This is a genomic window from Streptomyces sp. NPDC045899 (assembly GCF_056431485.1).
On sequence record NZ_JBWKKP010000001.1, the window covers coordinates 97,371 to 121,965 of the forward strand.

The 24,595-nt window shown below is 72.6% G+C and carries 24 protein-coding genes and 1 riboswitch; of the genes, 7 read left to right on the top strand and 17 right to left on the bottom strand.

The genetic code is table 11. The features are described from left to right. Positions 1 to 131: 131 nt before the first annotated feature. From AC07FT_RS00470 to AC07FT_RS00480, 3 genes are all read right to left on the bottom strand, one after another. On the bottom strand, positions 132 to 812 hold the full coding sequence (locus tag AC07FT_RS00470) for a response regulator (protein ID WP_479172813.1): 681 nt from the start codon (positions 810 to 812) through the stop codon (positions 132 to 134). Continuing rightward, positions 809 to 2,038: a MacS family sensor histidine kinase gene (macS, locus tag AC07FT_RS00475; protein WP_479173351.1), complete on the bottom strand. Its 1,230-nt coding sequence runs from the start codon at positions 2,036 to 2,038 to the stop codon at positions 809 to 811. Before macS ends, AC07FT_RS00470 begins: the two co-directional genes overlap by 4 nt. Before the next feature lie 135 nt (positions 2,039 to 2,173). Next, entirely contained in the window at positions 2,174 to 2,926 is a 753-nt protein-coding gene (locus AC07FT_RS00480) for a lysophospholipid acyltransferase family protein (RefSeq protein WP_479173353.1), read from the bottom strand. Positions 2,927 to 3,085: 159 nt separating this feature from the next. Here AC07FT_RS00480 and AC07FT_RS00485 point away from each other — a divergent pair, with 159 nt between their 5' ends. From AC07FT_RS00485 to AC07FT_RS00500, 4 genes are all read left to right on the top strand, one after another. Then, the gene (locus AC07FT_RS00485; RefSeq protein ID WP_479172815.1) at positions 3,086 to 3,889 is read left to right on the top strand and encodes an alpha/beta hydrolase; all 804 of its coding nucleotides are present in this window, start codon (positions 3,086 to 3,088) and stop codon (positions 3,887 to 3,889) included. Next, positions 3,882 to 4,571 (top strand): hypothetical protein, encoded by a 690-nt coding sequence (locus AC07FT_RS00490; RefSeq protein WP_479172817.1) that lies wholly within the window; start codon positions 3,882 to 3,884, stop codon positions 4,569 to 4,571. Before AC07FT_RS00485 ends, AC07FT_RS00490 begins: the two co-directional genes overlap by 8 nt. 126 nt (positions 4,572 to 4,697) lie before the next feature. Further along, positions 4,698 to 5,321, top strand: coding sequence for an RNA polymerase sigma factor (locus AC07FT_RS00495; protein WP_479172819.1), 624 nt, complete (start codon positions 4,698 to 4,700; stop codon positions 5,319 to 5,321). After that, a complete protein-coding gene (locus AC07FT_RS00500) occupies positions 5,314 to 6,333 on the top strand; it encodes a CU044_5270 family protein (RefSeq protein ID WP_479172821.1) in 1,020 nt (339 codons plus the stop codon). The genes AC07FT_RS00495 and AC07FT_RS00500 overlap by 8 nt, the downstream gene beginning before the upstream one ends. Here the strand turns inward: AC07FT_RS00500 and AC07FT_RS00505 are convergent. The 6 genes from AC07FT_RS00505 to AC07FT_RS00530 form a co-directional block, all read right to left on the bottom strand. Beyond that, entirely contained in the window at positions 6,330 to 7,154 is an 825-nt protein-coding gene (locus tag AC07FT_RS00505; protein ID WP_479172823.1) for an endonuclease/exonuclease/phosphatase family protein, read from the bottom strand. The two genes, AC07FT_RS00500 and AC07FT_RS00505, sit on opposite strands and share 4 nt — an antisense overlap. 14 nt (positions 7,155 to 7,168) lie before the next feature. Next, positions 7,169 to 8,110 carry an ROK family glucokinase gene (locus tag AC07FT_RS00510; RefSeq protein WP_479172825.1) on the bottom strand — a complete coding sequence of 314 codons (942 nt, stop codon included), beginning with the start codon at positions 8,108 to 8,110 and terminating at the stop codon, positions 7,169 to 7,171. Positions 8,111 to 8,166: 56 nt separating this feature from the next. Beyond that, on the bottom strand, positions 8,167 to 8,637 hold the full coding sequence (locus AC07FT_RS00515) for a DUF5304 domain-containing protein (protein ID WP_471195671.1): 471 nt from the start codon (positions 8,635 to 8,637) through the stop codon (positions 8,167 to 8,169). A gap of 110 nt (positions 8,638 to 8,747) precedes the next feature. After that, on the bottom strand, positions 8,748 to 10,058 hold the full coding sequence (locus AC07FT_RS00520; RefSeq protein ID WP_479172827.1) for an ArsA family ATPase: 1,311 nt from the start codon (positions 10,056 to 10,058) through the stop codon (positions 8,748 to 8,750). A 108-nt stretch (positions 10,059 to 10,166) separates the two neighbouring features. Then, complete coding sequence (locus AC07FT_RS00525) at positions 10,167 to 10,607, bottom strand: SRPBCC family protein (RefSeq protein ID WP_254743243.1); 441 nt, start codon at positions 10,605 to 10,607, stop codon at positions 10,167 to 10,169. Between the two features lie 66 nt (positions 10,608 to 10,673). Next, positions 10,674 to 11,438, bottom strand: a complete 765-nt coding sequence (locus AC07FT_RS00530; RefSeq protein ID WP_479172829.1) for a metallophosphoesterase family protein — start codon at positions 11,436 to 11,438, stop codon at positions 10,674 to 10,676. A gap of 255 nt (positions 11,439 to 11,693) precedes the next feature. Here AC07FT_RS00530 and AC07FT_RS00535 point away from each other — a divergent pair, with 255 nt between their 5' ends. Further along, positions 11,694 to 13,490 carry an AMP-dependent synthetase/ligase gene (locus tag AC07FT_RS00535; protein ID WP_479172831.1) on the top strand — a complete coding sequence of 599 codons (1,797 nt, stop codon included), beginning with the start codon at positions 11,694 to 11,696 and terminating at the stop codon, positions 13,488 to 13,490. An 88-nt stretch (positions 13,491 to 13,578) separates the two neighbouring features. On the opposite strand, the gene AC07FT_RS00540 is transcribed toward AC07FT_RS00535, so the two are convergent. The 6 genes from AC07FT_RS00540 to AC07FT_RS00565 all read right to left on the bottom strand — a co-directional run bounded on the left by AC07FT_RS00540 (position 13,579) and on the right by AC07FT_RS00565 (position 20,339). Continuing rightward, the gene (locus AC07FT_RS00540; RefSeq protein WP_471195658.1) at positions 13,579 to 14,721 is read right to left on the bottom strand and encodes a glycosyltransferase family 4 protein; all 1,143 of its coding nucleotides are present in this window, start codon (positions 14,719 to 14,721) and stop codon (positions 13,579 to 13,581) included. Positions 14,722 to 14,762: 41 nt separating this feature from the next. Next, positions 14,763 to 16,040: a hypothetical protein gene (locus AC07FT_RS00545; protein ID WP_479172833.1), complete on the bottom strand. Its 1,278-nt coding sequence runs from the start codon at positions 16,038 to 16,040 to the stop codon at positions 14,763 to 14,765. Positions 16,041 to 16,084: 44 nt separating this feature from the next. Beyond that, a complete protein-coding gene (locus AC07FT_RS00550; protein ID WP_479172834.1) occupies positions 16,085 to 17,143 on the bottom strand; it encodes a C40 family peptidase in 1,059 nt (352 codons plus the stop codon). A 274-nt stretch (positions 17,144 to 17,417) separates the two neighbouring features. After that, entirely contained in the window at positions 17,418 to 18,443 is a 1,026-nt protein-coding gene (locus AC07FT_RS00555) for a C40 family peptidase (protein WP_254743260.1), read from the bottom strand. A gap of 271 nt (positions 18,444 to 18,714) precedes the next feature. After that, positions 18,715 to 20,076 (bottom strand): NYN domain-containing protein, encoded by a 1,362-nt coding sequence (locus AC07FT_RS00560; protein ID WP_479172836.1) that lies wholly within the window; start codon positions 20,074 to 20,076, stop codon positions 18,715 to 18,717. Positions 20,077 to 20,093: 17 nt separating this feature from the next. Then, on the bottom strand, positions 20,094 to 20,339 hold the full coding sequence (locus AC07FT_RS00565; RefSeq protein WP_254743266.1) for a hypothetical protein: 246 nt from the start codon (positions 20,337 to 20,339) through the stop codon (positions 20,094 to 20,096). A gap of 163 nt (positions 20,340 to 20,502) precedes the next feature. Between AC07FT_RS00565 and AC07FT_RS00570 the strand changes: the two genes are divergently transcribed. Both AC07FT_RS00570 and AC07FT_RS00575 read left to right on the top strand, forming a co-directional pair. After that, positions 20,503 to 21,225: a rhomboid family intramembrane serine protease gene (locus AC07FT_RS00570; protein WP_254743269.1), complete on the top strand. Its 723-nt coding sequence runs from the start codon at positions 20,503 to 20,505 to the stop codon at positions 21,223 to 21,225. Beyond that, positions 21,222 to 21,503, top strand: a complete 282-nt coding sequence (locus AC07FT_RS00575; protein ID WP_254743272.1) for an Lrp/AsnC family transcriptional regulator — start codon at positions 21,222 to 21,224, stop codon at positions 21,501 to 21,503. The genes AC07FT_RS00570 and AC07FT_RS00575 overlap by 4 nt, the downstream gene beginning before the upstream one ends. 35 nt (positions 21,504 to 21,538) lie before the next feature. On the opposite strand, the gene AC07FT_RS00580 is transcribed toward AC07FT_RS00575, so the two are convergent. Together AC07FT_RS00580 and trpD are read right to left on the bottom strand one after the other, a co-directional pair. Further along, a complete protein-coding gene (locus tag AC07FT_RS00580; RefSeq protein WP_479172839.1) occupies positions 21,539 to 22,945 on the bottom strand; it encodes an aminotransferase class V-fold PLP-dependent enzyme in 1,407 nt (468 codons plus the stop codon). A 198-nt stretch (positions 22,946 to 23,143) separates the two neighbouring features. Then, a riboswitch (SAM riboswitch) is annotated at positions 23,144 to 23,261 on the bottom strand. An 84-nt stretch (positions 23,262 to 23,345) separates the two neighbouring features. After that, a complete protein-coding gene (trpD, locus tag AC07FT_RS00585) occupies positions 23,346 to 24,419 on the bottom strand; it encodes an anthranilate phosphoribosyltransferase (RefSeq protein WP_432015248.1) in 1,074 nt (357 codons plus the stop codon). Positions 24,420 to 24,595: the final 176 nt, after the last annotated feature.

The window sequence follows — 24,595 nt, forward strand, 5'->3', positions numbered from 1 at the left end:
GGCCCGGTGAGGAGGGCAACGCTAACGGTGATCCAGGTCACAGGCGATGGGGCCCGGATCGATTGCCGCGCACCACAAGGGAGTTGGCGCGGCAACTTCACCCGTACGAGGGGCTGGGCCGCGGTCAAACCTCAGGCGTCGTCCAGACCCCGTTCGATGGCGTACCGCACCAGTTCCACCCGGTTGTGCAGCTGGAGCTTGCCGAGGGTGTTCTGCACATGGTTCTGCACGGTGCGGTGCGAGATCACCAGCCGCTCGGCGACCTGCTTGTACGACAGCCCCTTGGCGACCAGCCGCAGCACCTCCGTCTCCCGCTCGGTCAGCTGCGGGGCGACCGGCTGGTCGGCGGCGGTGGGGGCGGGCTCTCCGGCGAGCCGCCGGTACTCACCGAGGACCAGACCCGCGAGACCGGGGGTGAAGACCGGGTCCCCGGCGGCGGTGCGGCGCACCGCGTCGAGCAGTTCCCCGGTGCTGGCCGACTTCAGCAGATAGCCGGTGGCACCGGACTTCACGGCCTCCAGGACATCGGCGTGCTCACCGCTGGCGGAGAGCACCAGCACACGCAGCCGGGGGTGGGCGGCGACGACCTCCTTGCAGACCTCGACACCGGGCAGCCCGGGGAGGTTGAGGTCGAGCACCAGGACGTCGGGCTCGGCGGCCTTGGCCCGGCGGACGGCCTGCGGACCGTCCCCGGCGGTGGCCACCACGTCGAACCCGGCCTCGGACAGATCGCGGGCCACCGCGTCCCGCCACATCGGATGGTCGTCCACCACCATCACCGTCACCGGCCGGTCCTCGTGGTGCTCGGTCATCGTGCCGCCTTCCCCCCGTCGCTGTTCACGTCATCACTGCCCGGAGTCACCGGCGGCGCGGCCGCCTTCGGGACCGTGAGTTCCACTTCGGTGCCCTGGCCCGGCGCGGAGATCCACTCTGCCGTACCGCCGAGGTCACGCAGCCGTCCCCGGATGGACAGGGCCACCCCCAGTCGCCCCTCGCGCTCGGCGTCGGCGAGCCGTCCCTCGGGGATCCCGGGGCCGTCGTCCCGCACGGTCACCATCACGGCGTCCGGTTCGTCCTCGACCAGGATCCAGGCGCGGGCCTCCTCGCCCGCGTGGACCCGTACGTTGTCCAGCGCGGCGCCGACGGCGGCGGCCAACTCCCCCGCCGCGTGGGCCGGGAGGATCACGGGGGCGCCGGGTTCGGAGAAGGTGATCCGGGATCCGGCGTGCGGCGCCAGCAGGACCCGCAGATCGCACGGTCCGGCACCGGCGTCCTCGGCGGCGTCGTCCGGGACGAGGGCCGTCGCGCCCTGCTCGGGGGCGGTGCGCGGCGGGGTGACCAGACCGGTGGAGACCAGGGTGCGCAGCGCGATCTCCTGTTCACCCGCCATCCGGCCCAGTTCGGCCGCCTCGCCCCCGATCGCGGCACCGCGCCGCTGCACCATGGCGAGCACCTGGAGCACGCTGTCGTGGATGTCGCGGGCCAGCCGCTCGCGTTCGCGGGTGGCGGCCTCGATGCGCAGCGCGCGGGCGAGGGTCCGCTCACTGGCGCGGGCCACCTCGACGATGTAGCCGATGGCCACACTGGCCACCCAGACGAGCAGCAGCATATGGACGGTGTCCTGGGCGAAGCCGCCGCGCTCGATGATGTTGGCCGCGCAGACGACGGTCGAGGCCCACGCGGCCCAGCGCCAGCCGCCCTTGACCGCGAACCCGAGGACGGCGCCCGCGGTCCATATGGACGGCAGGGTGGGCGTGCCCTCGGCGATCCGGTCGTGGGTGTCGACGAGCGGGGTGAGCAGGATGCCCACCACCGCCACGCTGAGGTCGCCGACCAGGAAGCGGCGGGTGCAGCGCTCGGCCGAGGAGACCATGCGGAAGGTCAGCGCCGTCCACACGGTCAGCACGACCATGTAGGCGCCCGCGCCCAGCGGATGGTCGTAGTGGTGGAACGAGAGGACGTAGAGGGTGAGGGCGTAGAGCAGGGTGAGCACCCGGTAGGCGGTCAGCGCCTGCCACAGCGGCTGCTCGACGGACATCCGCACCACGCGCTCGCGCCGGGGCCGCTCACGTCCGCGCCCGGAACCGTCCGGCGCGTGCCCGCTCTCCCCCGGCGCACCCGTGTGCTCGGGCTGCTGCGCCACGTTCCCCCCACCCCCGTGCCGGCAGCGGCTCTACGCCCCGGCCCTGTCCTTGTGCTTCTCCCTCTCGGCCCGCTCCGCCTTCTCGGCCTTCTCCGCCTGCTTCCGGGCGGCCTCGGCGTCCGCGATCTGCCGCTTGGCGGCGGTCGCGTAGATGTCCACGTACTCCTGGCCGGACAGCTTCATGATCTCGTACATGACCTCGTCGGTCACCGAGCGCAGGATGAAGCGGTCGCCGTCCATCCCGTGGTACCGGCTGAAGTCCAGCGGCTTGCCGATCTTGATCCCGGGCCGCATCAGCTTGGGCATGACCTTGCCGGGCGGCTGGATCTTCTCCGTGTCGATCATGGCGACGGGGATCACCGGCGCGCCGGTGGCCAGCGCCACCCGGGCCAGACCGCCCGGCTTGCCGCGGTAGAGGCGGCCGTCGGGCGAGCGGGTGCCCTCGGGGTAGATACCGAAGAGCTCACCGCTCTTGATCACGTCGATGCCCGCCTTGATCGCGGCCTCACCGGCGCCACGCGAACCCGAGCGGTCCACCGGCAGCTGGCCGACGCCCTTGAAGAAGGCCGCCGTCAGCCGTCCCTTGACCCCGGGGGTGGTGAAGTACTCCTGCTTGGCGATGAAGGTGACCTTGCGGTCCAGCATCGCGGGCAGGAAGAAGGAGTCGGAGAACGAGAGGTGGTTGCTGGCCAGAATGGCCGGCCCCTCGGCGGGGATGTGCTCCAGTCCCTCCACCCAGGGCCGGAAGGCGAGCTTCAGTGACCCGCCCACCGACAGCTTCATCGCACCGTAGAACAACCGAGAACCTCCTGTATCCGACGAGGAGACCTTAACCTGCCTACCCCGTGTGCGGCGCGCCGCGTACGCTGAGGTGCCGGGCCGCCCGGCCCCGAACACCGGTTCCTCCCCCTGCCCGACTCACCCCCCGAACGGAGATCCGTGGTGCCGCTCCTTCCCGGAGCCGAGCCGTTCCGCCACGACGGCGGGCGGATCGGCGTCCTCGTCTCGCACGGCTTCACCGGTTCCCCGCAGTCGGTCCGGCCCTGGGCCGATCATCTCGCGGCGCGGGGCTACACCGTCTCGCTGCCACTCCTTCCCGGCCACGGCACCCGCTGGCAGGATCTCGCGGTCACCGGCTGGCAGGACTGGTACGCCGAGGTCGAGCGGGAGCTGCGGACGCTGACCGAGCGCTGTGAGCGGGTCTTCGTCTGCGGTCTGTCGATGGGCGGGGCGCTGGCGCTGCGGCTGGCCGCCCAGCACGGTGCGGAAATCAGCGGGCTGGCCCTGGTCAACCCGGCGAACAGGATCCATGACCCGCTTGCGGTGGCGCTGCCGGTGATGCGGCACCTGGTGCCGTCGGTGAAGGGCATCGCGAGCGATATCGCCAAGCCCGGTTCACATGAACTGGGCTACGACCGCACCCCGCTGCACGCGGTGTACTCGCTGCGGCGCTTCCTCCGGCTGGTCGACGCCGAGCTGCCGCAGGTCACCCAGCCGCTGCTGGTGATGCACAGCGCGCAGGACCATGTGGTGCCGCCCGCCGACTCCGAGCGGATCCTGAGCCAGGTGTCCTCCCGGGACACCACCGAACGGCTTCTGGAGCGGAGTTACCACGTGGCGACTCTGGACTACGACGCGGAGTTCATCTTCGACGAGACGGTCGCGTTCATCACCCGCCTGACGGCGGGTATGGGAGAGGACACCGGGACGGGAACCGGAAGGGAGGGGGCGGCGGCCAGTGGCTGAGCGCGACTCGAACGAGAACGAGGCGGACGCGCGGCGCGACGACGACGCCGCCTTCGCCGAGATCGTCGCGGCGTACGGGGAGGAACCGCCGGACCCGCCGGAGGCGGAGCGCTGGCCCGTCGCGGAGAACCTGGTCGAGCAGTGGGGGCGGGAGCCCGCGCCGGCGGCCGCGGATCCGGTCCGCGAGGACGGCGCCCCGGAGGCGCCCGAGCGCACCGGCGGCGGTCCGGACGCTCCGGGTGAGGGCGAGTCGGGCGCGGACGGCCCGGCCACCGACGGCAAGGCCGCGGACGACGTCACCAAGCCGGTCACCGGGGCCCCGGGTGACGGCGACAAGCCGGTCGGCAGCTTCATCGTCTACGCACCGGGGGTCGGCCCGCGCGACTGGGAGGCCGACGAGCCCTCCGAGGACGACTTCGACGACGCCGACGAGGGCCATTTCGTACCGCCCGAGCCGCCTCCGCTGCCCGAGGCCGACACCACCTCACGCTTCGCGTGGCTGGGAGTGCTGGGCGGACCGCTGCTGCTGATCGGTGTGGTGATGTTCCAGGTCGAGCTGACCTGGTGGATCACCACGCTGGGGGTCGGCGGCTTCCTGGGCGGCTTCGCCACCCTGGTGATGCGGATGCGGGACAGCGATGACGAGGAGGACGAGGACCCGGGGCGCGGTGCGGTCGTCTGACCCCCGCTGACCTCGGCGGATGCCCCCGCGGGCGGCAAAAGGGAACTCGATTCCCGCGAACGGCGAAGTACGGGTGAACAACAAGCCCACACCTTCGAAGAGTTCGTAGGAACGAGAGGAGCCCCGATGACCGTCGAACCGGGCGTCCGCGTCGGCCGGCCCGGCCTGCCGCGGAGCACCGACGCCTCGCTGATCGAACGGTCCCGGGACGAGCCCGACGCGTTCGCCGTGCTGTTCGATCGCCATGCCGGGGCGGTGCACCGCTACGCGGCCCGCCGTCTGGGCGCCGAGGCGGCGGACGATGTGATGGCGGAGACCTTCACCACCGCGTTCCAGCGGCGTCATGGCTACGACCTCGCGCACGAGGACGCCCGCCCGTGGCTGTTCGGCATCGCGACCAACCTCATCAGCCGGCACCGCCGTGCCGAGGCACGGCGGTTCAAGGCGCTGGCGAGTCTGCCCGCGCCCGCCGAGCACGAGGAGGCGGTCGCGGACCGGGTCGCGGCGCGGGTCAGCGCGCAGGGAGTGCGCCGGGAGCTGGCCGCGGCACTGGTCCGGCTCTCCGCACGCCACCGTGACGTCCTGCTGCTGGTGGCCTGGGCCGACCTCGGGTACGAGGAGGCGGCACAGGCGCTGGGGGTGCCCGTCGGCACGGTCAGGTCACGGCTGCACCGGGCTCGCAGCACACTACGCGAAGCGCTGGGCGGATCCGATCCATCTGCCTTCCGGGAGGACTCCGGCCATGAATGACCATTCCAGGGACGACATCGAGCTGCTGCGGGAGTGGGACACGGGCGAACCCCCGCTGTCCGACGGGGCCCGTGACCGGGCCCGCGACCGGCTTCTCGCGGTGATGGACCCGTCGGCGAGCGGCCCGGCCAGGGCCGTGCCCGCCGCCCTCCGGCCGCGCCGCCGTCCGGTGCTGCGGGTCGCGCTGGCCGCGTGCCTCGCTGCGGCGGCGACCGCCGGGGTGCTGGTCGCCGCGGACCACGGCTCCGACGGCGGCGCCCAGGCCCGGCCGGGCGCCGAGGGGACCCGGCTGACGAACGTGAGCGCGGCGACCGTGCTGCGCGGCGCGGCGGTGGCGGAGCGCAAGCGGGAGAAGAACCTGGCCCCGCGCGACGACCAGTTCATCTACACGAAGGAGATCATCAAGGAGACCTCACGGCAGACCGGGAAGACCACCACCCACACGGATGAGAGCTGGCGGTCGGTGGACGACTCCCGGCGCTCCTGGATCATGGAGATCGGCCGTGGCTGGTGGGCGGATCCGGCCAAGCCCAACGAGTCGTACTGGCCGCCGCAGGACTGGACGCGTCTCGAAGCCCTCCCCACCGACCCGGACAAACTGCTCATCGCCGTCCGGGACTGGATGTACAAGAAGCCGCACTACGACAAGCCCGTCACGAAGGACCAGTGGGACGACATCGAGTTCGGGCTGGCGGGGCTGCTCTCCCGGGTGCCGGTGATGCCCAAGGGGCTGCGCCCCGCCGCCTTCGAGGCACTGGCCAAGATCCCGGGGGTGAAGGCGACCCCGGGCGAGAAGGACGCCAAGGGGCGGGCGGGGATCGCCATCTCCTACGACGGGGGACCGGTGTCGTCCTCGGTGTTCATCTTCGCCCCGGGCAGCCATGAGTACCTGGGGATGCGCAACGTCCGCACCTCGGGCGCGACGTCGTACGTCCAGCGTTCGTATCTGGCGGACTACGCCGTGGTGGACCGGGCCAAGCAGCGCCCCGGCAGCGGGGCCGAGGCGCACTAGACCGGCGGACGGCCCTCGTCCGGGGAGACCGGGGAGCCTCCCCGGACGGGGGCCGCACGGGGGAGTCTGAGGGCGGCCAGGACCGGAAGGTGGTCCGTGGCCGCCCTCAGGTCCGTGTCGCTGACGCCCGGCAGCCCGACGGGGACCCCACAGCCGATGATCTCCACGCCCTCGGTGGCGAAGACCGCGTCGATCCGCCGGCGGGGATCGTCCGCGGAGAAGGTGACCTCGCTCCCCCAGGGCTCGGTGGCCCAGCCGTCCCGCAGCCGCTCCGCGATCCTGCGGAAGGCCCGGCCGTCCGGGCGGTCGTTGATGTCCCCGGCGGCGACCGCGTACGGGACGCCGAGGGCCGCGACCCGGTCCAGCAGCATCCCGGCCTGGTCGTGGCGCTCGGCGGCGGCCAGGCTCAGATGGCAGCTGACCACACCGAGCCGCACCCCGCCGGGGTCGCGGTGCCCGTCCCCGAAGCGCAGTACGGCGGTGGCGAAGCCGCGCCGGTGCAGTCCGGGGACCCGGGGCAGCAGGATGTCCTCGGTGCGCTCCACATGGGCGCGCAGCGAGGTGAGGATCATGGGGCCGGTGGCGGTGGCCCCGCCCGTGGTGTAGACGAGGCCGGTCTCACGGGCCAGCCAGGCGGCCGCCTTGCGCCAGCGGAAGAAGCGCGGCGCCTCCTGGACGCACAGCACGTCGGGGGCGCAGGCCCGGATCACCCGGACCAGCGCCTCGCGGTCGTCGCGCAGCGAGCGGATGTTGTAGCTGAGCACGCGCACCACGGCCCCGTCCGGGCCGGTGGTGGATCCGGGCAGGTCCGCGAGGGCCACGGCGGCGGGCCCGGTCAGCCCTGGCGGGCCAGGTCGGCGGCTCCGACGAGCCCGGCCTTGCCACCGAGCTGGGCGGCGAGCACCTGGGCGTGGGGGCGCCACTGATTGCCGACGAGCCAGCGGCGGAAGGACTTGCGGATCGGCTCCAGGACCAGGTCGCCCTCGTCGGAGACACCGCCGCCGACGATGAACGCCGAGGGGTCGAAGAGCGAGGCGAGGTCGGCCAGCCCGGCCCCGGCCCAGCGGGCGAGCTCGCGGAAGGAGTCGATGGCGACCGGGTCGCCCTCGCGGGCGGCGTCGCTGATGTGCTTGCCCTGGATGCCCTCCGCGGTGCCGTCGCCGAGGCCGAGCAGCGCCTTGGCGTTCTCCGGGGTGGCGGCGGCGCGCTGCTTGGCGTAGCGGACCAGCGCGCGGCCGGAGGCGTACTGCTCCCAGCAGCCCTGGGAGCCGCAGCCGCACAGCAGACCGTCGGGGACGACCCTGATGTGGCCGAACTCGGCGGCGACGCCGAACCGGCCGCGGTGCAGCTTGCCGCCGATGATGATGCCACCGCCCAGACCGGTGCCGAGCGTGATGCAGACGACGTCGTCATGGCCGGCGCCGGCGCCGAAGCGGTACTCGCCCCAGGCAGCCGCGTTCGCGTCGTTCTCCACCACCACGGGCAGTCCGACGCGCTGCTCGACCTTGTCCTTGAGCGCCTCGTGCCGCCAGTTGATGTTGGGCGCGAAGAGCACCGTGGCGCGCTTGTCGTCCACGTAACCGGCCGCGCCGATGCCGACGGCCTCGACGTCGTGCCCGCTGCTCACCTTGCGCACCGCGTCCGCGATGGCGTCGACGACCCCCTCCGGCGTCGGTGGGGTCGATACCGTGCTCGTTTCGAGAATCGAGCCCTCTTCGTCGACCACGCCAGCCGCGATTTTCGTGCCGCCGATGTCGACGCCGATGGTGAGTCCCATGAGTCCCTCAGTTATTTGGTCGAACCCCGCCGTGGCTAACGGTACCGGAGGAGCGCTCAATCGAGGTCGATGTGTTCACTACTCGAACTCTCGCCTCCATCATCGCGACCCTTGCCGCCACTGTCGGTGCCCTTGGTCCAGCGCTCCTCCTGGCCCGCAACAGCGGCGCGATAGGCGGCGAGCAGCTCCGTTCCGGCGCTGGCGAGATGGTCAAATACGTCCGGATTGCGCTCAATGACCGGCTCCACGGCCGCCTTGGCCTGTGCGATCAATTGTTGTACGGCCCCATGAACCGGGGTTCCGGCGAGCGGGGACTGTGTCCCGGTGAACCGGTCGGCCAGCGCCTCGGCCAGCTTGCGCAGCTCCTCCGCGGCACTGCCCGGCTCCTGGGCCGACTCCCCGGCCCGGCGGGCCCGCTCGGCGGCGAGGTCCTCGGCGCAGGCCCGCTCCCAGGCATCGGGATCGATCTCGGAGACCGGGATCTCGGTGTCCGGAGTGTCTGCGGGGCGCTCGGTGGCATCGCTCATGACGAACTCCTGCGGCGGGGAGGCTGGCGGTCCGGTGCGTATCTCCGGGCTTGCCACCGACGTTACCGGAATGCCGGAGCCCGGTCGGAGCCCCAGGGTGCGGGGCCCGGTCAGAACCCCCGGGGCCACAGATCCGGGTCGGGGGTGAAGCGCACCTGGAGCGATCCGTCGCGCAGTCCGGCGCCGGAGACGGTGCAGCGGCGCAGCGCGGAGGGCAGCGTCAGCACCCGGTGGAAGGCGCCGACGGTGACGATCAGTTCATCGCCGCGGCGGACCAGGGCGAGGGTGTCGCGGTCGGCGCCGGGCAGCGGCAGCCGCCACAGCAGGATGCCGTCGTCGGCGAGCCGGTCCTCCACGGTCCAGGGGTCGGCCGCGGGCCGGTCCGGGAGGGGCGGCGGCGCCCCGACGGCCCCGGCCAGGGCGTCCAGCCCGGCGGGCCGGGCGGCACCCGTGCCCTCCGAGTCCGGCGCACCGCCCGCGTCACCGGCGGGCCGGTCGCCCAGACCCTGCGGATCACGGCCCAGATGCGGCAGCTCGCGCACCGGGACGGCGGGCGCCCACTGCTCGTACAGCTCCTTCAGCGCGTCCTGCTGCTGACCGGAGAGGGCGGCGAGCCAGGGGTCGGCGGTGGCGGCGGGCAGCAGCCGGTTGGCGATGACCGCCTCCACCCGGCAGCCGTGCAGCGCGAGCCCGGCGCGGGCGGTGCGCAGCGCGCGGTCGGCGAGCGGACCGGGGTCCACCACCAGCCGGACCGTCGTGGCCTCGGAATCGATCACGTCCTGGACCGCCGCGAGCTCGCCCTCCCAGCGCTCGGCGGTCTCGTAGAGCTTCTGGGTGGGCATCGGCACCCCGGCGAGCTGGGCGAGCATCGGGCGCAGCGCACGGGCCGCCTGCCGCTCGGCGGGCAGCAGCCGCCGCAGATAGCGCCGCAGCTGCCCGGGCAGGGCCAGCAGTCCGACGGTCTCCGGGGCGGGCGGCATGTCGACGACGAGCACGTCCCAGCCGGTGCCGGGCGGGGCGGCCTGGGCCATCCGCAGGGCGCGCAGCAGCGCGAAGGAGTCCACGCCCGGGAGGGCGGCCAGCTCCTCACCGTCCAGCGGGGTGGCGCCGACCATGTCCAGGGCGCCGCGGCCGCGCTCCTGGAGCGCGGTCAGCTCGTCGCGGAACCAGTGGTCGGTGACGATCCGGGCGGCCCACAGCCCCGGGGTGACCTGGACCGGAACGGACCACGGCAGCCGGTCGGCGGCCGGGCCCTGGGCCGGGCGCAGCGCGCCGATGCCGAGCAGGGCCTCGGGGGTGCCGTCCGGATCGGCGGTCAGCAGCAGCGTCCGCCGCCCCTCGTGGGCTGCGGCCAGGGCGGTCGCGGCGGCCACGGTGGTGCGGCCCGCGCCGCCGGTACCGGTGACGAGGACCGTACGCATGAAAGAAGCCTCCGTTGCCCCGGCGGGCGGGGTGGTGCGGGGTGTGCGGTGCCGGGCGGCCCCGCCGGTGTCGGACGGTCCCGCCGGTGTCGGACGGTCCCGCCGGTGTCAGACGGTCTCGACGCGCTTCTTCAGGCCCGCCAGGGCGCGGTCGATGATGACCTTCTCGGCCTTGCGCTTGATCATGCCGAGCATGGGGATCTTGACGTCGACGGTCAGCTGGTAGGTGACCTCGGTGCGCTTGCCGCCGTCCACCGGGGCCAGCCGGTAGGAGCCGTCGAGGGCGCGCAGCATCTGGGACTTGACCAGGGACCAGCTCACCTCGTCATCGCCGGTCCAGGAGTAGGCCAGGGTGTAGTCGTCCTTGATCGCCCCGGCGTCGAGGACCATCCGCACCTGCTCGGCCCGGCCGCGGTCGTCCTTGGTGAGGATGTCCGCCTCCTTCACCTCTCCGGACCACTCGGGGTAACGGTCGAAGTCGGCGATCACCTCCATCACGTCGGCCGGTGCCGCATCGATCGTGATGCTCGAGCTGGTGTGTTCCGCCATCGCCGTGGCTCCTCCGTACCGGTCCGCCGCATGGGGTGTCTGCCGCTGAAGGCTACCGCGCGCCGCTCACCACTCCAGGGTCCAGGGGGTGCCGGAGGAGGCGAAGTGTCCGACGTTGACGCACTCGGTGGCCCCGATCCGCATCCTCCGCGCGAGCGGCTGGTGGACGTGGCCGAAGAGGGCGTACGTGGGACGGATCGCGTGGATCGCCTCCAGCAGGGCGGAACTGCCCCGTTCGAAACGGCGGGCCACGGTGTCGTAGCAGAGCTCGGGGACGTCCGGCGGAATGTGCGTGCACACCACGTCCACCTCGTCGCCGAGCGCCGCGATCTTGGCGGCATAGGTCTCGTCGTCGATCTCGTACGGCGTGCGCATCGGGGTGCGCAGTCCGCCGCCGACGAAGCCGAAGACCAGTCCGCCGATCTCCACGCGCTCACCGTCGAGGACGGTGAGCCCAGGGCGGGTGTACTCCGGCCAGAGGGACGGTATGTCGACATTGCCGTAGGTGGCGTACGTCGGGGTGGGAAACGCGGCGAACAGCTCGGCGTACTGGCGGCGTACCGCGGATTCGATGGCGGTTCGACGGTCGATCCCGTCCCACAGCCGGTTGCCGAACTCCCGCGCCTCCTCGAAGCGGCGGGCAGTGCGCAGCTCGACGATCCGGTCGGCGTTCTCCACGCCGAACAGATCGGGGAAGATCCCGCGGGAGTGGTCCGCGTAGTCCAGGAAGAGGACGAGGTCACCGAGGCAGATCAGGGCATCCGCTCCGGCACCGGCCTTCCCCAGGTCCTCACTGTTGCCATGCACGTCGCTCACCACGTGGACTCGCATGCGTGTCACCCTAAGACCTGCGGCCATGGGGCCGTAAGGTGTTCTGTCTCCGCCGCCCCGCGTCTACCTGCGGTTACTTAGCAGCCGTCGTTCCGGTCGACTAGTCTGCGGACAGTAAGAGGGCGGTGTGTGACGCATAAAACATCTGGGCAGAAACCCCTATCCCGGAGCCCGTACCGATGGGTAACGTCCGGGCCGTCCAACCACACCCCCCTTGCCCTGCAGCGGCGTCGGCGCCCATGAGGAGCAGCAGTCTTGCGCGAGTTCAGCCTTCCGGCCCTGTACGAGGTTCCGGCCGACGGAAATCTGACGGACCTCATCCGACGCAATGCCGCCCAGCATCCGGATGTCGCCGTGGTCGGCCGCAAGGTCGACGGCCGGTGGGAGGACGTCACCGCGACCGAGTTCCTGGCCGAGGTGCGCGCCGCCGCCAAGGGCCTGATCGCGGCCGGAGTGCAGCCCGGTGACCGGGTGGGGCTGATGTCCCGCACCCGCTACGAGTGGACGCTGCTGGACTTCGCCATCTGGAGCGCGGGCGGCGTCACCGTGCCGGTGTACGAGACGAGTTCACCGGAGCAGGTCCAGTGGATCCTGAGCGACTCCGGCGCGGTCGCCGCACTGGTGGAGACCGAGGTCCACGAGGCGGCCGTGGAGTCCGTCCGGGACTCGCTGCCCGCGCTGGACAACATCTGGCGGATCGAGGGCGACGCCATCGAGACGCTGCGCAAACTGGGCGCGGACGTATCCGACGAGGTGGTCGACGAGCGCGGCTCGCTCGCGAACGCGGACTCCCCCGCCACCATCGTCTACACCTCGGGCACCACCGGCCGACCCAAGGGCTGTGTGCTCTCGCACCGCAGCTTCTTCGCCGAATGCGGCAACGCGGTCGCCCGGCTGAAGCCGATCTTCAACACCGGGGAGTCCTCGGTACTGCTGTTCCTCCCCGAGGCCCATGTCTTCGGACGGCTGGTGGAGATCGCGGCGGTGCTGGCCCCGATCAAGCTGGGCCACGTCCCGGACATCAAGACGCTCACCGATGAACTGGCGGGGTTCCGGCCCACCTTGGTCCTGGGTGTGCCCCGGGTCTTCGAGAAGGTCTTCAACTCGGCGCGGGCCAAGGCGCAGGCCGAGGGCAAGGGCAAGATCTTCGACCGGGCCGCCGAGACCGCCATCGCCTACAGCAAGGCGCTGGACACCCCCTCCGGGCCGTCCTTCCGGCTGCGCTTCACCCACAAGGTCTTCGACCGGCTCGTCTACAGCAAGCTGCGGGCCGTCCTCGGCGGCCGGGCCACCCACGCGATCTCCGGCGGCGCCCCGCTGGGCGCGCGGCTGGGCCACTTCTACCGGGGCATCGGCTTCACGGTCCTGGAGGGCTACGGCCTCACCGAGACATGTGCCGCGACCACCTTCAACCCCTGGGACCGGCAGAAGATCGGCTCGGTCGGCCAGCCGATGCCGGGGTCGGTGGTGCGGATCGCGGACGACGGCGAGGTGCTGCTCCACGGCGACCACCTGTTCACCGAGTACTGGAACAACGAGGCCGCGACCGCCGAGGCGCTGTCCGACGGCTGGTTCCACACCGGGGACGTCGGCACCCTCGACGAGGACGGCTACCTCACCATCACCGGCCGCAAGAAGGAGATCATCATCACCGCGGGCGGCAAGAACGTCGCCCCGGCGGTGATCGAGGACCGGATCCGCGCCCATGCGCTGGTGGCCGAGTGCATGGTGGTCGGCGACGGCCGTCCGTTCGTCGCCGCGCTGGTCACCGTGGACGAGGAGTTCCTGCCCCGGTGGGCCGCCGAGCACGGCAAGCCGGAGGGCGTCACGGTGGCCGAGCTGCGGGACGACCCGGAGCTGCTGGCCGAGATCCAGACCGCGGTGGACGACGGGAACGCGGCGGTGTCCAAGGCGGAGTCGGTGCGCAAGTTCCGCATCCTGCCGGCCCAGTTCACCGAGGACTCCGGCCATGTCACCCCGTCGCTGAAGCTCAAGCGGAACGTGGTGGCCAAGGACTTCGCAGCCGACATCGAGGCCATCTACCGCGGCTGAGGCGCCCGCGCGCGCTCTGTTCTCACGGCCGCGGGGCGGCCCTGAGAACGGATCGGAGCGGACCGGGCCCGGACACGGGCCCGGGGCCTCACAGCAGCGACGTCAGCCGCTCGGCGAGCAGATCCCAGCGCCAGCGCTCCTCGACCCACTCCCGGCCCCGCTCCCCCATGCGGCGCCGCAGCTCCGGGTCCTCCAGCAGGGCCACGATCCGCTCCGCGCAGCTCTCGGCGGAGCCGCCGGGGACCACCCAGCCGGTCTCGCCGTCCAGCACCGCGTCCGGGGCGCCGCCGGAGTCCCCGGCCACCACCGGCAGTCCGGTCGCGGACGCCTCCAGGTAGACGATGCCGAGCCCTTCCACGTCCAGTCCGCCGCGGCGGGTGCGGCAGGGCATGGCGAACACATCGCCCGCGCCGTAGTGGGCGGGCAGCTCCTCCCAGGGCACGGCGCCGGTGAAGCGCACCGACCCCGCCACCCCGGTGGTCTCCGCCAGCCGGCGCAGATCCTTGGCGTACGGACCGCCGCCCACGATCAGCAGTACGGCGTCCGGCACCCGCCGCAGGACCGACGGCATGGCCTCGATCAGCGTGTCCTGCCCCTTGCGCGGAACGAGCCGGGAGACGCACACCACCACGGGCCGGCCGGCCAGGCCCAGCCGGGCCCGGACCGCGTCCCCGCCCGACCCCGGGTGGAAGGTCTTCTCGTCCACTCCGGGCGGCAGCTGGACCATCCGGGACGCGGGCCCGGGGCCGACCGCGGCGGCGATCCGGGAGCGGGTGTACTCGCCGAGGTACGTGAGGGTGTCGGTGCCCTCGCCGATCCGCCGCAGCAGCGCGCGGGAGGCGGGCAGCTGCGCCCAGGCGGCCTCGTGCCCGTGTGTGGTCCCCACCAGCCGCCGGGCCCCGGCCCTGCGCAGCGCCGGGGCCATCAGCCCCAGCGGCGCGGCGGCCCCGAACCACACCGAGGTGCAGCCGTGTTCCCGCAGCAGCGCGGTGGCGCGGCGGGTGACGCGCGGGGTGGGCAGCAGCATCGTCGTACGGTCGCGGACGACCCGGTACGGCTGCTCGGCGTCGAACCGGGCGGTGGCCTCGGCACCCTCCTGGCCGCGCTTCCAGGTGGAGGCGTAGACGACGATCCGCTCCGGATCCAGGCGCAGCGCCATGTTGTGCAGGAACGCCTGGATGCCGCCGGGGCGGGGCGGGAAGTCGTTGGTCACGAGCAGGGTCTTGTCCATCGCCGCCGACAGTACCGCGCCCCCGGACCGGCTCGATCCGGCTAGCCCAGCTCCTTCACCACATAGCCGCGCCACCGGTCGGTGAACTCGGCCAGGTCCACGTCCAGCACCCGGCGCAGGGCGGATTCCACCGCCCCGGACCGCCGCGGCGCCTGGCCGACCTCGCGGTAGAACTCCACCAGCTTCCGCCGCCCCCACCGGTCGGCGATCAGACGGCAGGCCAGCCAGCCCTGTTCGTACGCCTGGGAGAGCCGGTCCGGGTCGCTGCCGAAGCGGAAGTCGTCGTCGCGGGGCAGGGCGCGCGGCGTCCGGCCGGAGGCCACGGAGTCGGCCAGTTCCGGGGCGACCTGGTCCGGGGTGCGGCCGGGGGTGCGGTAGCCCACCCAGTCGGCGAACCCCTCCGACAGCCAGAGCGGGGTGGACGCGGTCGTGGCGGTGCGGGTGGCGACGTGCGCCGTCTCGTGGGTGATCACGACCTGACGCCCGAAGTCACCGAGCACCCGGTACGCATCGGGGTTGACGATCACGCGGTCGGCGGGCGACGGATCGTCGTCGTTCCCGCCGACCTCGCCCGTGGTGACGGCCGCGATCCCGCGGTAGCCGTTCGGGGAGGCGCCGAGCAGCGCGGCCATCCGGTCCAGGTCGGCGGGGACCTGGACCACCACCCGCCCGGCCCAGGCACCGGGCCAGACCCTGCTGAGGGCGGGCACCGCGCGGTCCGCGGTGTCGGCCACCTCACGCAGCAGCCGCCGCCGCTGGCCGACGCCGAGCACCAGGCTGTGGGCGCCGCGCACCACCTCCACCGGGCCCTGGTCCCACAGCTGTTCACCGGAGTGCTTGCCGTCGACCACACCGTCGCCGGAGGCCACGTACCAGCGGCCGGAGCGCTGGGCGAGGGTCAGGTGCTGGGCGGAGACCACCGGCGCGGTGTCGTATCCGTCCAGCCGGTAGCGGAGTTCGACCTGGGCGGCCAGCCGGCGGCCGGTGCCCAGCGTCGGCTGGAAACCGCCGGTGCGCACCAGCCGGTAGCTCCAGGAGCGCAGCGGTACGTCGGCCAGCTGCCGGAAGACCCGGCGCTGCTCGTCCCGGTAGCGCCGGGAACCGTGGTCCACGGTGGCCAGGAAGGCGGCGGCGTCCCGTTCGCGGACCGCCACGGCCCGCCGGTCGAGAAGCTGCTGCACGGCCCGGCCGTCCCGGCCCACGCCGTCGTCGGAGGAGGCCACCGCCCCGCATCCGGTCAGCGCCCCCAGCGGCACCGCCCACAACAGCGGCAGGCACACCAGCGCCCGCCATCCACCCGACCTCCACCGACCCGCCACGCGTAGATCGTACGAGCCCGCGGGCCCGGGTTCAGACGCGTGTGTCAGACACGTGTGACGGAAGAGATCGGCATCATGCCGACGGGGTCGTAGCGGACCGGCGCCCCGGGGTGCGGGGCGTGGATCACCTGGCCGTTGCCCGCGTACATCGCCACATGGCTGCCGTCGGCGCGGTAGACGACCAGATCACCGGGGCGGGCCTGGGACAGCGGCACCCGCTGTCCGGCTCCGGACTGAGCCTGTGAGGTGCGCGGGATGGCCGCCCCGGCGCGGGCGTAGGCCCACTGGGTCAGCCCCGAGCAGTCGAAGGCGGTGGGCCCGGCCTGGCCCCAGGCGTACGGTCTGCCGAGGGCGGCGCGGGCCGCGGCGAACGCCGCCGCGGCGCGCGAGGAGGACGCCGGGAGGGATCCCGCGAGGACGCCGGGCTCTCCATGGGCGTCGCGTCCGCCGCGCGAGGCCCGTGTGTACGCCGACCGCTCGTCCGGGGGCAGTTCGTCGACCAGCCGCCGGGCGATGGCCAACTTGCGCCGTACCTCCCGTTTGTGGCGGGCCACGGCCTTCCGTCCGGCCTCCAGCCGCACCAGTTTCCCGGCGGCCGCGGCGCGCTGCTGGCGCAGGGTGCGCTGGACGCCCTGGAGTACCCGCAGCTGGGCGTTCTGGCGGTGGCCGATGCGCTCCAGGGTGGTCGCCTTCTCCAGGTAGGCGGCGGGCTCCTCGGAGAGGATCAGGGCGAGCCCGGGGTCGATCCCGCCGCTGCGGTACTGCCCGCCCGCGAACGCGCCGAGGGCCACCCGCATCCGGTTGACCCGCTCCTGACCGCGGGCCACGCGGTCCTGGATCCGGTCCACCTGGTGGCGCAGGGCGTCGGTGCGGGCCTCCGCCGCGTTGTAGTGCTCGGTGGCCCGCTCCGCCTCGGCGTAGAGCCGCTCGACGCGGTCGCTCAGCCGCCGGGCGGCGGGGTGGCCCTCGGCGCGGCCGGACGGCTCGGCACCGGCGGTACCGGCGCCCAGCGCGGCGGCGGAGGCCGCGGCGGCCGCCGTGGCGGCGGTCCAGACGGTCGCCCGGGACGGGCCGGGCTTCGGGACGCGGCGACATGACGCCATGAAAGCCGCACTCCTTCCGCGGGCCCGCTGTACCGGGTTCCGCAGTGTCGGGTTCCGTGGGGCCGGAACGAACTGCGGACAGACGGTAGTCGCGCGATCACGCACGGTCCAAACCGGGGAACCGTGGCGGACATACGGATGCCCCGCCGGAGACGCAGGTCACCGACGGGGCGGGAGTCAGAGGCAGTTGTGGGGATTCGCCCGAACGGAGGGCTTTTCCGCTGTTGATGACACCTGGCCCGGAGAGCGCTCGGGCGGAGCGCCGCTCAGTGGCTCAGATCCGCACGCCGAACTGGAACGGCATGTTGTCCATCGACTCGTAGCGGACGTTGGCGCCGGGCTTGGGGGCGTGCAGCACCTGCCCGTTGCCCGCGTACAGACCTATGTGGTGCATATCGCCGTAGAAGAGCACCAGGTCGCCGGGCTTGAGCTCACCCCGGCCGATACGGGTACCGGCGTTGGCCTGGTCCTGGGAGATACGCGGCAGCTGCACCCCGGCCTGCTGGTAGGCCCAGCCGGTGAGACCGGAGCAGTCGAACGAGGAGGGACCGGTCGCACCCCAGACGTAGGGGGAGCCGATCTTGGTCTTGGCGGCGGCCAGCGCGGCGGCGGCCCGCTGCGAGTCCGGCACGTCGTCGCCGAGGTTCACCCGCTCGTTGGAACGGTTGGCGCGCTCCTGCTCCTTGGCGGCGAGGGCGGCGCGCTCCTTGGCCGTGAGGGTGTTGAGGAGCTTCTGGGCCTTGGAGAGCTTGCCCTGGATCTGCGACTTCTTCTCGCCCAGCGCCTTGCGGGTGTCCGCCAGGTCGGTGAGCTTGGTGGACGCCTCCTCGCGCTGCTGCTTGAGGGCGCGCTGCTTGTCGCCGATCTTGCGCAGCGACTCGGCCTGCTTACCGCTCAACTGGCTGAGGGTGGACGCCTTGTCGAGGTAGGTGTCCGGGTCGGAGGAGAGCAGCAGCTGCACGGAGGGGTCGATCCCGCCGGAGCGGTACTGGGCGGTGGCCATCGAACCGAGGCCGTCACGGAGCTTGTTGAGCTCCTCCTGGCCGCGCGCCACCTTGTCCTGGAGGTCGCCGACCTGCTTCTCCAGCTTCTTCTGCTTCTCCTTGGCCCCGTTGTACTTCTCGGTGGCCTGCTCCGCCTCTTCGTAGAGCTTGTCGACCTGTTCCTTGACGTCCTTCTTGTCCTGCTTGGGGGCAGCCTGGGCGGCCTGGGAGGTGAGGGCGACAGCCGCGGCGGCAGTCGCGGTCAGGACGGTCACCCGAGTACGGCTCGGCTGCTTGGGTCGACGGTGGGACGCCACGAAGGCGAGCTCCTTCTTCCTCCAGCCGCCTACCGGGTGAGTGGGGGGTCGAGACCCCGGCTCCGCGGAAAAAGGCTTGCGGACTCGGCGGTACCTCCGCTGTCATCCCCGATGGATGATCAACCGCGCGGAGGTTCGAGCCGACGATAGTGACCCTGCCGTGATCCGTTCAAATCCCAACGGCAAAAAAGTGCCCCTCCGAGCACATCTTTTACAAACATCACACGGGCAGTGACGGTCAATTGACAGTGTGCTGATAATCAGACTTCGCTCAGGTCCGGGCAAGTCGCTTCAGCAACAGGGCCGATGCCACCGGACGGGCTCCGGCGCGCGCCACTCCGTCCGCCACCTCGCGGTCGGTCGACACCACGACCACCGGACGGCCCGGCGGTTCGGCCCGAACCAGCTGCCGGATCAGCTCATCCGCCGTGACCCCCGGCTTGCTGAACAGCACCCGGACCCCGCGCGGCGGCGCCAGCAACACCGGGGCGGCCAGCTCCGCGCCGTCGAAGACACAGGTCATCTCCGCGCCGGTCTGGGCCGCCAGCACCGCGAGACCGCCCAGCAGCCGCAGCCGCTGCTTCTCCAACGGCATGGTCGGATAACCCGTTTTGGTGACGTTGTAACCGTCCACCACCAAATGCGCCTGCGGCAGTGCGAGCAACTGGTCCAGCAGGGCGGGATCGGTTTCGGACAGCGCCCTGGTCGCTATGTCCTTCGGAGTCATCCGGCCCGGTTCCACCGCGTCCACCGTCTCGGCGGGGCGCATCGAGGCGGGCGGCAGCGCCAGTTCGCGCCGCAGGCCCTGCGCCGCGTCCAGCACCGTGTCCAGCAGCAGCCGCACCCGCATGTCCTCCACGCTGCGGCCCTCGCGCACCGCGCGGCGGCTCGCCTCCAGCGCCGACTCGGTCTCCGCGAGCCGGGCCCGCAGCCGGCGGGCCTCACCGTCCGCGGTCGCCTGCCGCGCCGCCGCCTCGGACCGGACGGCGTCCAGCTCGGCCTCGGCCTTGCGCAGCGCCGCCGCGCCGCGCTTCACATCGCTCTGCGCGCTGCGCAGCTTGCGCTGGAGCGCGTCACCCTCCTTGCGCGCCGCCTCCAGCTCCCCGCGCACCCGCTCGGCCTCGTTGCGCGCACCGGTCCTGGCCTCGGCCAGTTCCTCGCGCAGCCGCTGGAGCTCACGGGTGGCCTCCTCACCGGCCCGCTCGGCCGAGGCGCGCTGCGCCTCCTCACCGGCCGCGTCGACCAGCTTCACCCATCCGGTGGGACGCAGGACGTAGGCCACCGCGGCGACATCCACCGGATCGGCCGCGGCGGGCGGCGAACCGCCCTCGATGGCGTCGGCCAGCTCCGGCTGGGTCTCGCGCAGCCGGGCCGCGATCCGCTGCCGGAAGACCGGGTCGCTCTCCACGGCGGCGGCCATCGCGTTCCCCGCGAACTTGGCCCGGCGGGTCGGGGTGAAACGGGCGTACTGCCGCAGCTGGGGAGGCAATTCGGTGACCGTCAGGCCGCCGAAGGCATCCGCGACGAGCGCCACGACGCGCCGCCGCACCCCTTCCGGCAGGGGGCGGTCGAGCGCCTCGGTGACGCTCTCGGCGTCACCGGCCGCCCCGTGGCCGCCCGTCCGCTCCACCACCTGTCATCGCTCCGTTCTCAGGCGCTCGCACCGGTACTCGGCCGGTCCACCAGCTCGATCTGATCGACCGCGTTGCACCAGCGGCAGCGCACTGACTCAATGGTCTCACTGACCACCTCGCGCTCCTCGACCTTCGGCTCCCCGGCCAGGTCGAGGTGGACATACTCCACGGCCTTCGTCGAGCGGGTCACATCGAATCGGGTGAGGTTGCCGCACAGAGTGCAGCGCCAGCGGGTCTCGTCGGTCGGCGTGGGAACGGCCATCGGTTCTCGCGTCCTCGCTTCTCTGCTCGTCTCTCGGGTGGCTCAGGGGGCGTCCTGTAACCCTACGGCCTGAGCCCTGGCCCGTGCCGTGCCCGTACCACCCCTCGGCGCAGCGCGGCGAGGCGCTCTGGGCAGGTTGTGCCCGGTACGCGATGATCTGGCCATGATCGATACGTCTGAGGGTTCCGGTGAGACGTCCGGCCGCCCCCTGATGACGTACACCTTCATCGTCATCTGCTGCCTGATCTTCGTCCTCGGACCGGCCTCCGGCCTCAACCCCGAGTACGGCACGGGCGGGGAGCTGCTCCAGGCTCAGTCCACATACTTCGAGCGCTGGGGGGTGATCCCCAGCGCCCTGTGGAGCGGTGGACCCGATCAGCCGCTGACACCGCTCACCGCGCTCTTCGTCCACGGGAACTGGCTGCACCTCCTCGGAAACATGCTGTTCCTCTACGTCTTCGGCGCTATGACCGAGGAGCGCATGGGACGAGTGCAATTCGCCCTCTTCTATCTCGCCACCGGCTATCTGGCGCTGCTGGGCTACGCCGCGGCGCACGCGGAGTCGGGTCAGACCCTGGTCGGCGCCTCCGGAGCCATCTCCGGGGTCCTGGGCGCGTTCCTGTGGCTCTTCCCGCGCGCCCGGGTGACCAGCCTCTTCCCGTTCCTGTTCTTCCTGCCGCTGCGCTTCCCCGCCTGGGCGGTCCTGGTCTTCTGGGTCGCCCTCCAGTGGCTCGCCGCCCGGGAGGCCGACGACCGTCCGGGGGTCGCCTATCTGGCCCATCTGGTGGGCTTCGCGCTCGGCTTCCTCTACGCGTGGGCCCGCTTCGGACGGACGGCTAGAGTGGGCGGCGCAGCCAGGGCCAGCGAGGGAGAAAGCCAGCCGTGATCACTTCGATCGTGCTCATCAAGACCAGCGTGGACCGGATCCCGGAGATCGCCGAGAAGATCGCCTCGCTGGAGGGCGTGAGCGAGGTCTACTCGGTCACCGGCGCGCACGACCTGATCGCGATGGTGCGGGTGGCCGAGCACGACGACCTCGCGGACATCATCCCCGGCCAGATCAGCAAGGTCCCCGGCGTGGCCTCCACCGAGACGCATATCGCGTTCCGCACCTACTCCCAGCACGACCTGGAAGCGGCCTTCGCGATCGGTCTCGACGGCTAGGCCCTGTCCACCCCGGGGCTCCGCCCCGGTGCCGGTCAGCCGCGGGCGGGGACGCAGCGGCCGTCCTCGGTGCGGTAGGTCCACCGGGCACCGTCGCGGACCAGCTCCTTGACCGCGCGGACGAAGCGGTCCACATGCTCGTCCGGGGTGCCCGCGCCGAAGCTGACCCGGATCGCGTTCAGCGAGCGCTCACCGGGAGCGGCCTCGGGGGCCCCGCACTCGCCCGGCTCCTCCGGCTCGCTGCCCAGCAGCGTGCGGACCAGCGGATGGGCGCAGAAGAGGCCGTCACGGACGCCGATGCCGTACTCCGCGGAGAGCGCGGCGGCGAAGTGCGAGCTGTTCCAGCCGTCCACCACGAACGACAGCACGCCCACCCGCGGGGCGTCGTCACCGAACAGCGAGAGCACCCGCACCTGAGCCACCTCCGCCAGCCCCTCCCGCACCGCGGCGATCAGCTGCCGCTCCCGGGCGACCAGACCGTCGAACCCGGCCTCGGTCAGCGCCTTGCAGGCGGAGGCGATGGCGTAGACGCCGATGACGTTCGGTGAGCCCGCCTCGTGCCGGGCGGGGGTGGTGTGCCACTCGACGTCCACCCCGCCGTCGTCCCGCCGGGCGACCTTGCGGCTGGCGCCGCCGCCCGCCAGGTACGGCCGCGCCCGCTGGAGCCAGTCGGCCCGTCCGGCGAGCACCCCGGCGCCGAAGGGCGCGTACAGCTTGTGCCCGGAGAAGGCGACCCAGTCGACGTTCTCCGCCGCGATGTCCACCGGGTGGTGCGGGGCGAGCTGGGCGGCGTCGAGGACGATCCGGGCACCGTGGGCGTGGGCCGCGGCGGCCAGCTCCCGCACCGGCCACAGCTCACCGGTCACATTGGACGCACCCGTCACGCACACCAGTGCGGGGCCTCCGGCCCGCTCGGCGAGCGCCCGCTCCAGCGTCTCCACGGCCTGCCGCGGGGAGCGCGGCGCGCTGAGGTAGCGCACGCGGATGTCCTCGCGCTGCTCCCACGGCAGCAGGGAGGCGTGGTGCTCGGTCTCGAAGACGAAGACCTCGGTACCCGACGGCAGCGCCCCGGCCAGCAGGTTCAGCGAGTCGGTGGTGGAGCGGGTGAAGACGACCTGGTCGTCCTCGCGGCAGCCGAGGAACGCGGCGACGTCCCGGCGGCTGTTCTCGAACAGATCGGTGGACAGCTGCGAGAGGTATCCGGCGCCGCGGTGGACGCTGCCGTAGTACGGGGCGTAGGCGGCGACGTCGTCCCACACCCGCTGCAGGGCCGGGGCACTGGCGGCGTAGTCGAGCGCGGCGTAGGTGACCTCACCACCGGTGACCAGCGGCACCCGGACGTCCGCGCCCAGCACGGGCAGCGGTTCACCGGCCCCGGCGTCGGCACAGGCGGGGACGGAGTCGGCGGTGGGGGTGGCGGTGGCAGCAGGGCGCACGGACATGGCGAAGTCTCCCGGAGGGTGAAGGCGTGAATGCGTCACACGCGGATCCGGCGGCTCACCGCCGGTACGGGCGTGGGGAATCGCTCGACGCACGGAGCGGGGCACCGCGCGGAGGGTGGGGGTGTGGGCCGTCCGGCCCTAAAGCATTCGCTGCGTCACGGAAGAGCTCCCTCGACCACCAGGACCCCTAGTGTGAGGGGTCCGCGCTTGCCGCAGACCTCGCTGCCTGCGGCCTGGTCATCACCCGGGGCACCCCGCCACGGACGGAGGGTTGCCGGACAGCGGGCCGGGGCCGTAGTCGCTGTCGCTCGTGACCTGGCCAGGAGTATGCCATACCGGGAAACGGCGCACCGCCCCTGTCCGGCATCCGGGCAGGGGCGGTGCGCACACCGGGCCGCGCTCAGGCGTTGCTGGCGCGTACCCATCGCTCCAGGGCGTTCCGCGCCGCGCCCGAGTCGATGGACTCCGCCGCGCGCGACAGCCCGTCCGCGATCTGCTCGGTGAGCGTCCTGGCCCCCGGCTCGGGGTCCAGCGCGGCCAGCGCCGCCGCCGAGTTGAGCAGCACCGCGTCCCGGATCGGACCGGTCTCGCCCGCCAGCAGCCGGCGCGCCACATCCGCGTTGTACGAGGCGTCCGCGCCGCGCAGGGCCTCCACCGGCACGAGCTCGATCCCGACGTCCCGCGGGTCGAAGGTCTCCTGACGGACCGTGCCGTTCCGCACCACCCACACCTGGGAGGTAGCGGTCACGGTCAGCTCGTCCAGGCCGTCGTCGCCCCGGACGACCAGCGCGGAGGAGCCGCGGTCGGCCAGCACCCCGGCCACGATGGGCGCCATCCGGGCATCGGCCACACCGGTCGCCTGGGTGCGCACCCGGGCCGGGTTGGTGAGCGGACCGAGGATGTTGAAGGTGGTGGCGATGCCCAGTTCGCGGCGGGCGGCCGCGACATGCCGCAGCGACGGGTGGAACTTCACCGCGAAACAGAAGGTGATCCCGGCTTCCCCGGCCACCTCGACCACCCGCCGCGGGGTGAGTTCGAGGTTGACGCCCAGCTTCTCCAGGACGTCGGAGGCGCCACTGGCGGAGGAGGAGGCGCGGTTGCCGTGCTTGACCACCCGTGCCCCGGTACCGGCCACCACCAGCGCCGACATCGTGGAGATATTGACCGTCCTGGCACGGTCGCCACCGGTGCCGACGATATCGACCGTGTCCCCGGGGACCTCGATCGTCGTGGCGTGCTCGTACATGGTGCGGACGAGTCCGGTCACCTCGTCCACGGTCTCGCCCTTGGCGCGCAGCGCCACGATGAATCCGGCGATCTGCGCGTCGGTGGCCTCCCCGCGCATGATCCGGTCCATGGCCCAGGCGGTGTCATCGGCGCTGAGGTCCTGGCCGGCGAGCAGCGAGGTGAGGACATCCGGCCAGGTGCGGGCCGTCGCGGTGCTGTCGCCTCCGGCTGGGGTCACAACGTCCATGGTCCGCTCCTGGATCCGTGGGGTGGGCAGGGGAAAGGGGGTCCGCGCGGGCGGCGGCGGCCCCGCCATCAGCCTATCGGCGCCGCGGCCCCGGATGCCGCGCGCCCGTATGCCGGACACCGCGCGGGACCGCGGGACCGCGGGACCACGCAACGGCCAGGGCCCCGGCCGGACCG

What these genes read in the sequence shown, in the direction of transcription:
- AC07FT_RS00520 (WP_479172827.1), bottom strand. Translation starts at nt 10,058, where the DNA reads ATGCGTACGGTCCTCGTCACCGGTACCGGCGGCGCGGGCCGCACCACC.
- AC07FT_RS00500 (WP_479172821.1), top strand. Translation starts at nt 5,314, where the DNA reads ATGAATGACCATTCCAGGGACGACATCGAGCTGCTGCGGGAGTGGGAC.
- AC07FT_RS00570 (WP_254743269.1), top strand. Translation starts at nt 20,503, where the DNA reads ATGATCGATACGTCTGAGGGTTCCGGTGAGACGTCCGGCCGCCCCCTG.
- AC07FT_RS00510 (WP_479172825.1), bottom strand. Translation starts at nt 8,110, where the DNA reads ATGGGACTCACCATCGGCGTCGACATCGGCGGCACGAAAATCGCGGCT.
- trpD (WP_432015248.1), bottom strand. Translation starts at nt 24,419, where the DNA reads ATGGACGTTGTGACCCCAGCCGGAGGCGACAGCACCGCGACGGCCCGC.
- AC07FT_RS00540 (WP_471195658.1), bottom strand. Translation starts at nt 14,721, where the DNA reads ATGGACAAGACCCTGCTCGTGACCAACGACTTCCCGCCCCGCCCCGGC.
- AC07FT_RS00525 (WP_254743243.1), bottom strand. Translation starts at nt 10,607, where the DNA reads ATGGCGGAACACACCAGCTCGAGCATCACGATCGATGCGGCACCGGCC.
- AC07FT_RS00495 (WP_479172819.1), top strand. Translation starts at nt 4,698, where the DNA reads ATGACCGTCGAACCGGGCGTCCGCGTCGGCCGGCCCGGCCTGCCGCGG.
- AC07FT_RS00480 (WP_479173353.1), bottom strand. Translation starts at nt 2,926, where the DNA reads ATGAAGCTGTCGGTGGGCGGGTCACTGAAGCTCGCCTTCCGGCCCTGG.
- AC07FT_RS00550 (WP_479172834.1), bottom strand. Translation starts at nt 17,143, where the DNA reads ATGGCGTCATGTCGCCGCGTCCCGAAGCCCGGCCCGTCCCGGGCGACC.
- AC07FT_RS00515 (WP_471195671.1), bottom strand. Translation starts at nt 8,637, where the DNA reads ATGAGCGATGCCACCGAGCGCCCCGCAGACACTCCGGACACCGAGATC.
- AC07FT_RS00530 (WP_479172829.1), bottom strand. Translation starts at nt 11,438, where the DNA reads ATGCGAGTCCACGTGGTGAGCGACGTGCATGGCAACAGTGAGGACCTG.
- AC07FT_RS00470 (WP_479172813.1), bottom strand. Translation starts at nt 812, where the DNA reads ATGACCGAGCACCACGAGGACCGGCCGGTGACGGTGATGGTGGTGGAC.
- AC07FT_RS00565 (WP_254743266.1), bottom strand. Translation starts at nt 20,339, where the DNA reads ATGGCCGTTCCCACGCCGACCGACGAGACCCGCTGGCGCTGCACTCTG.
- macS (WP_479173351.1), bottom strand. Translation starts at nt 2,038, where the DNA reads ATGTCCGTCGAGCAGCCGCTGTGGCAGGCGCTGACCGCCTACCGGGTG.
- AC07FT_RS00580 (WP_479172839.1), bottom strand. Translation starts at nt 22,945, where the DNA reads ATGTCCGTGCGCCCTGCTGCCACCGCCACCCCCACCGCCGACTCCGTC.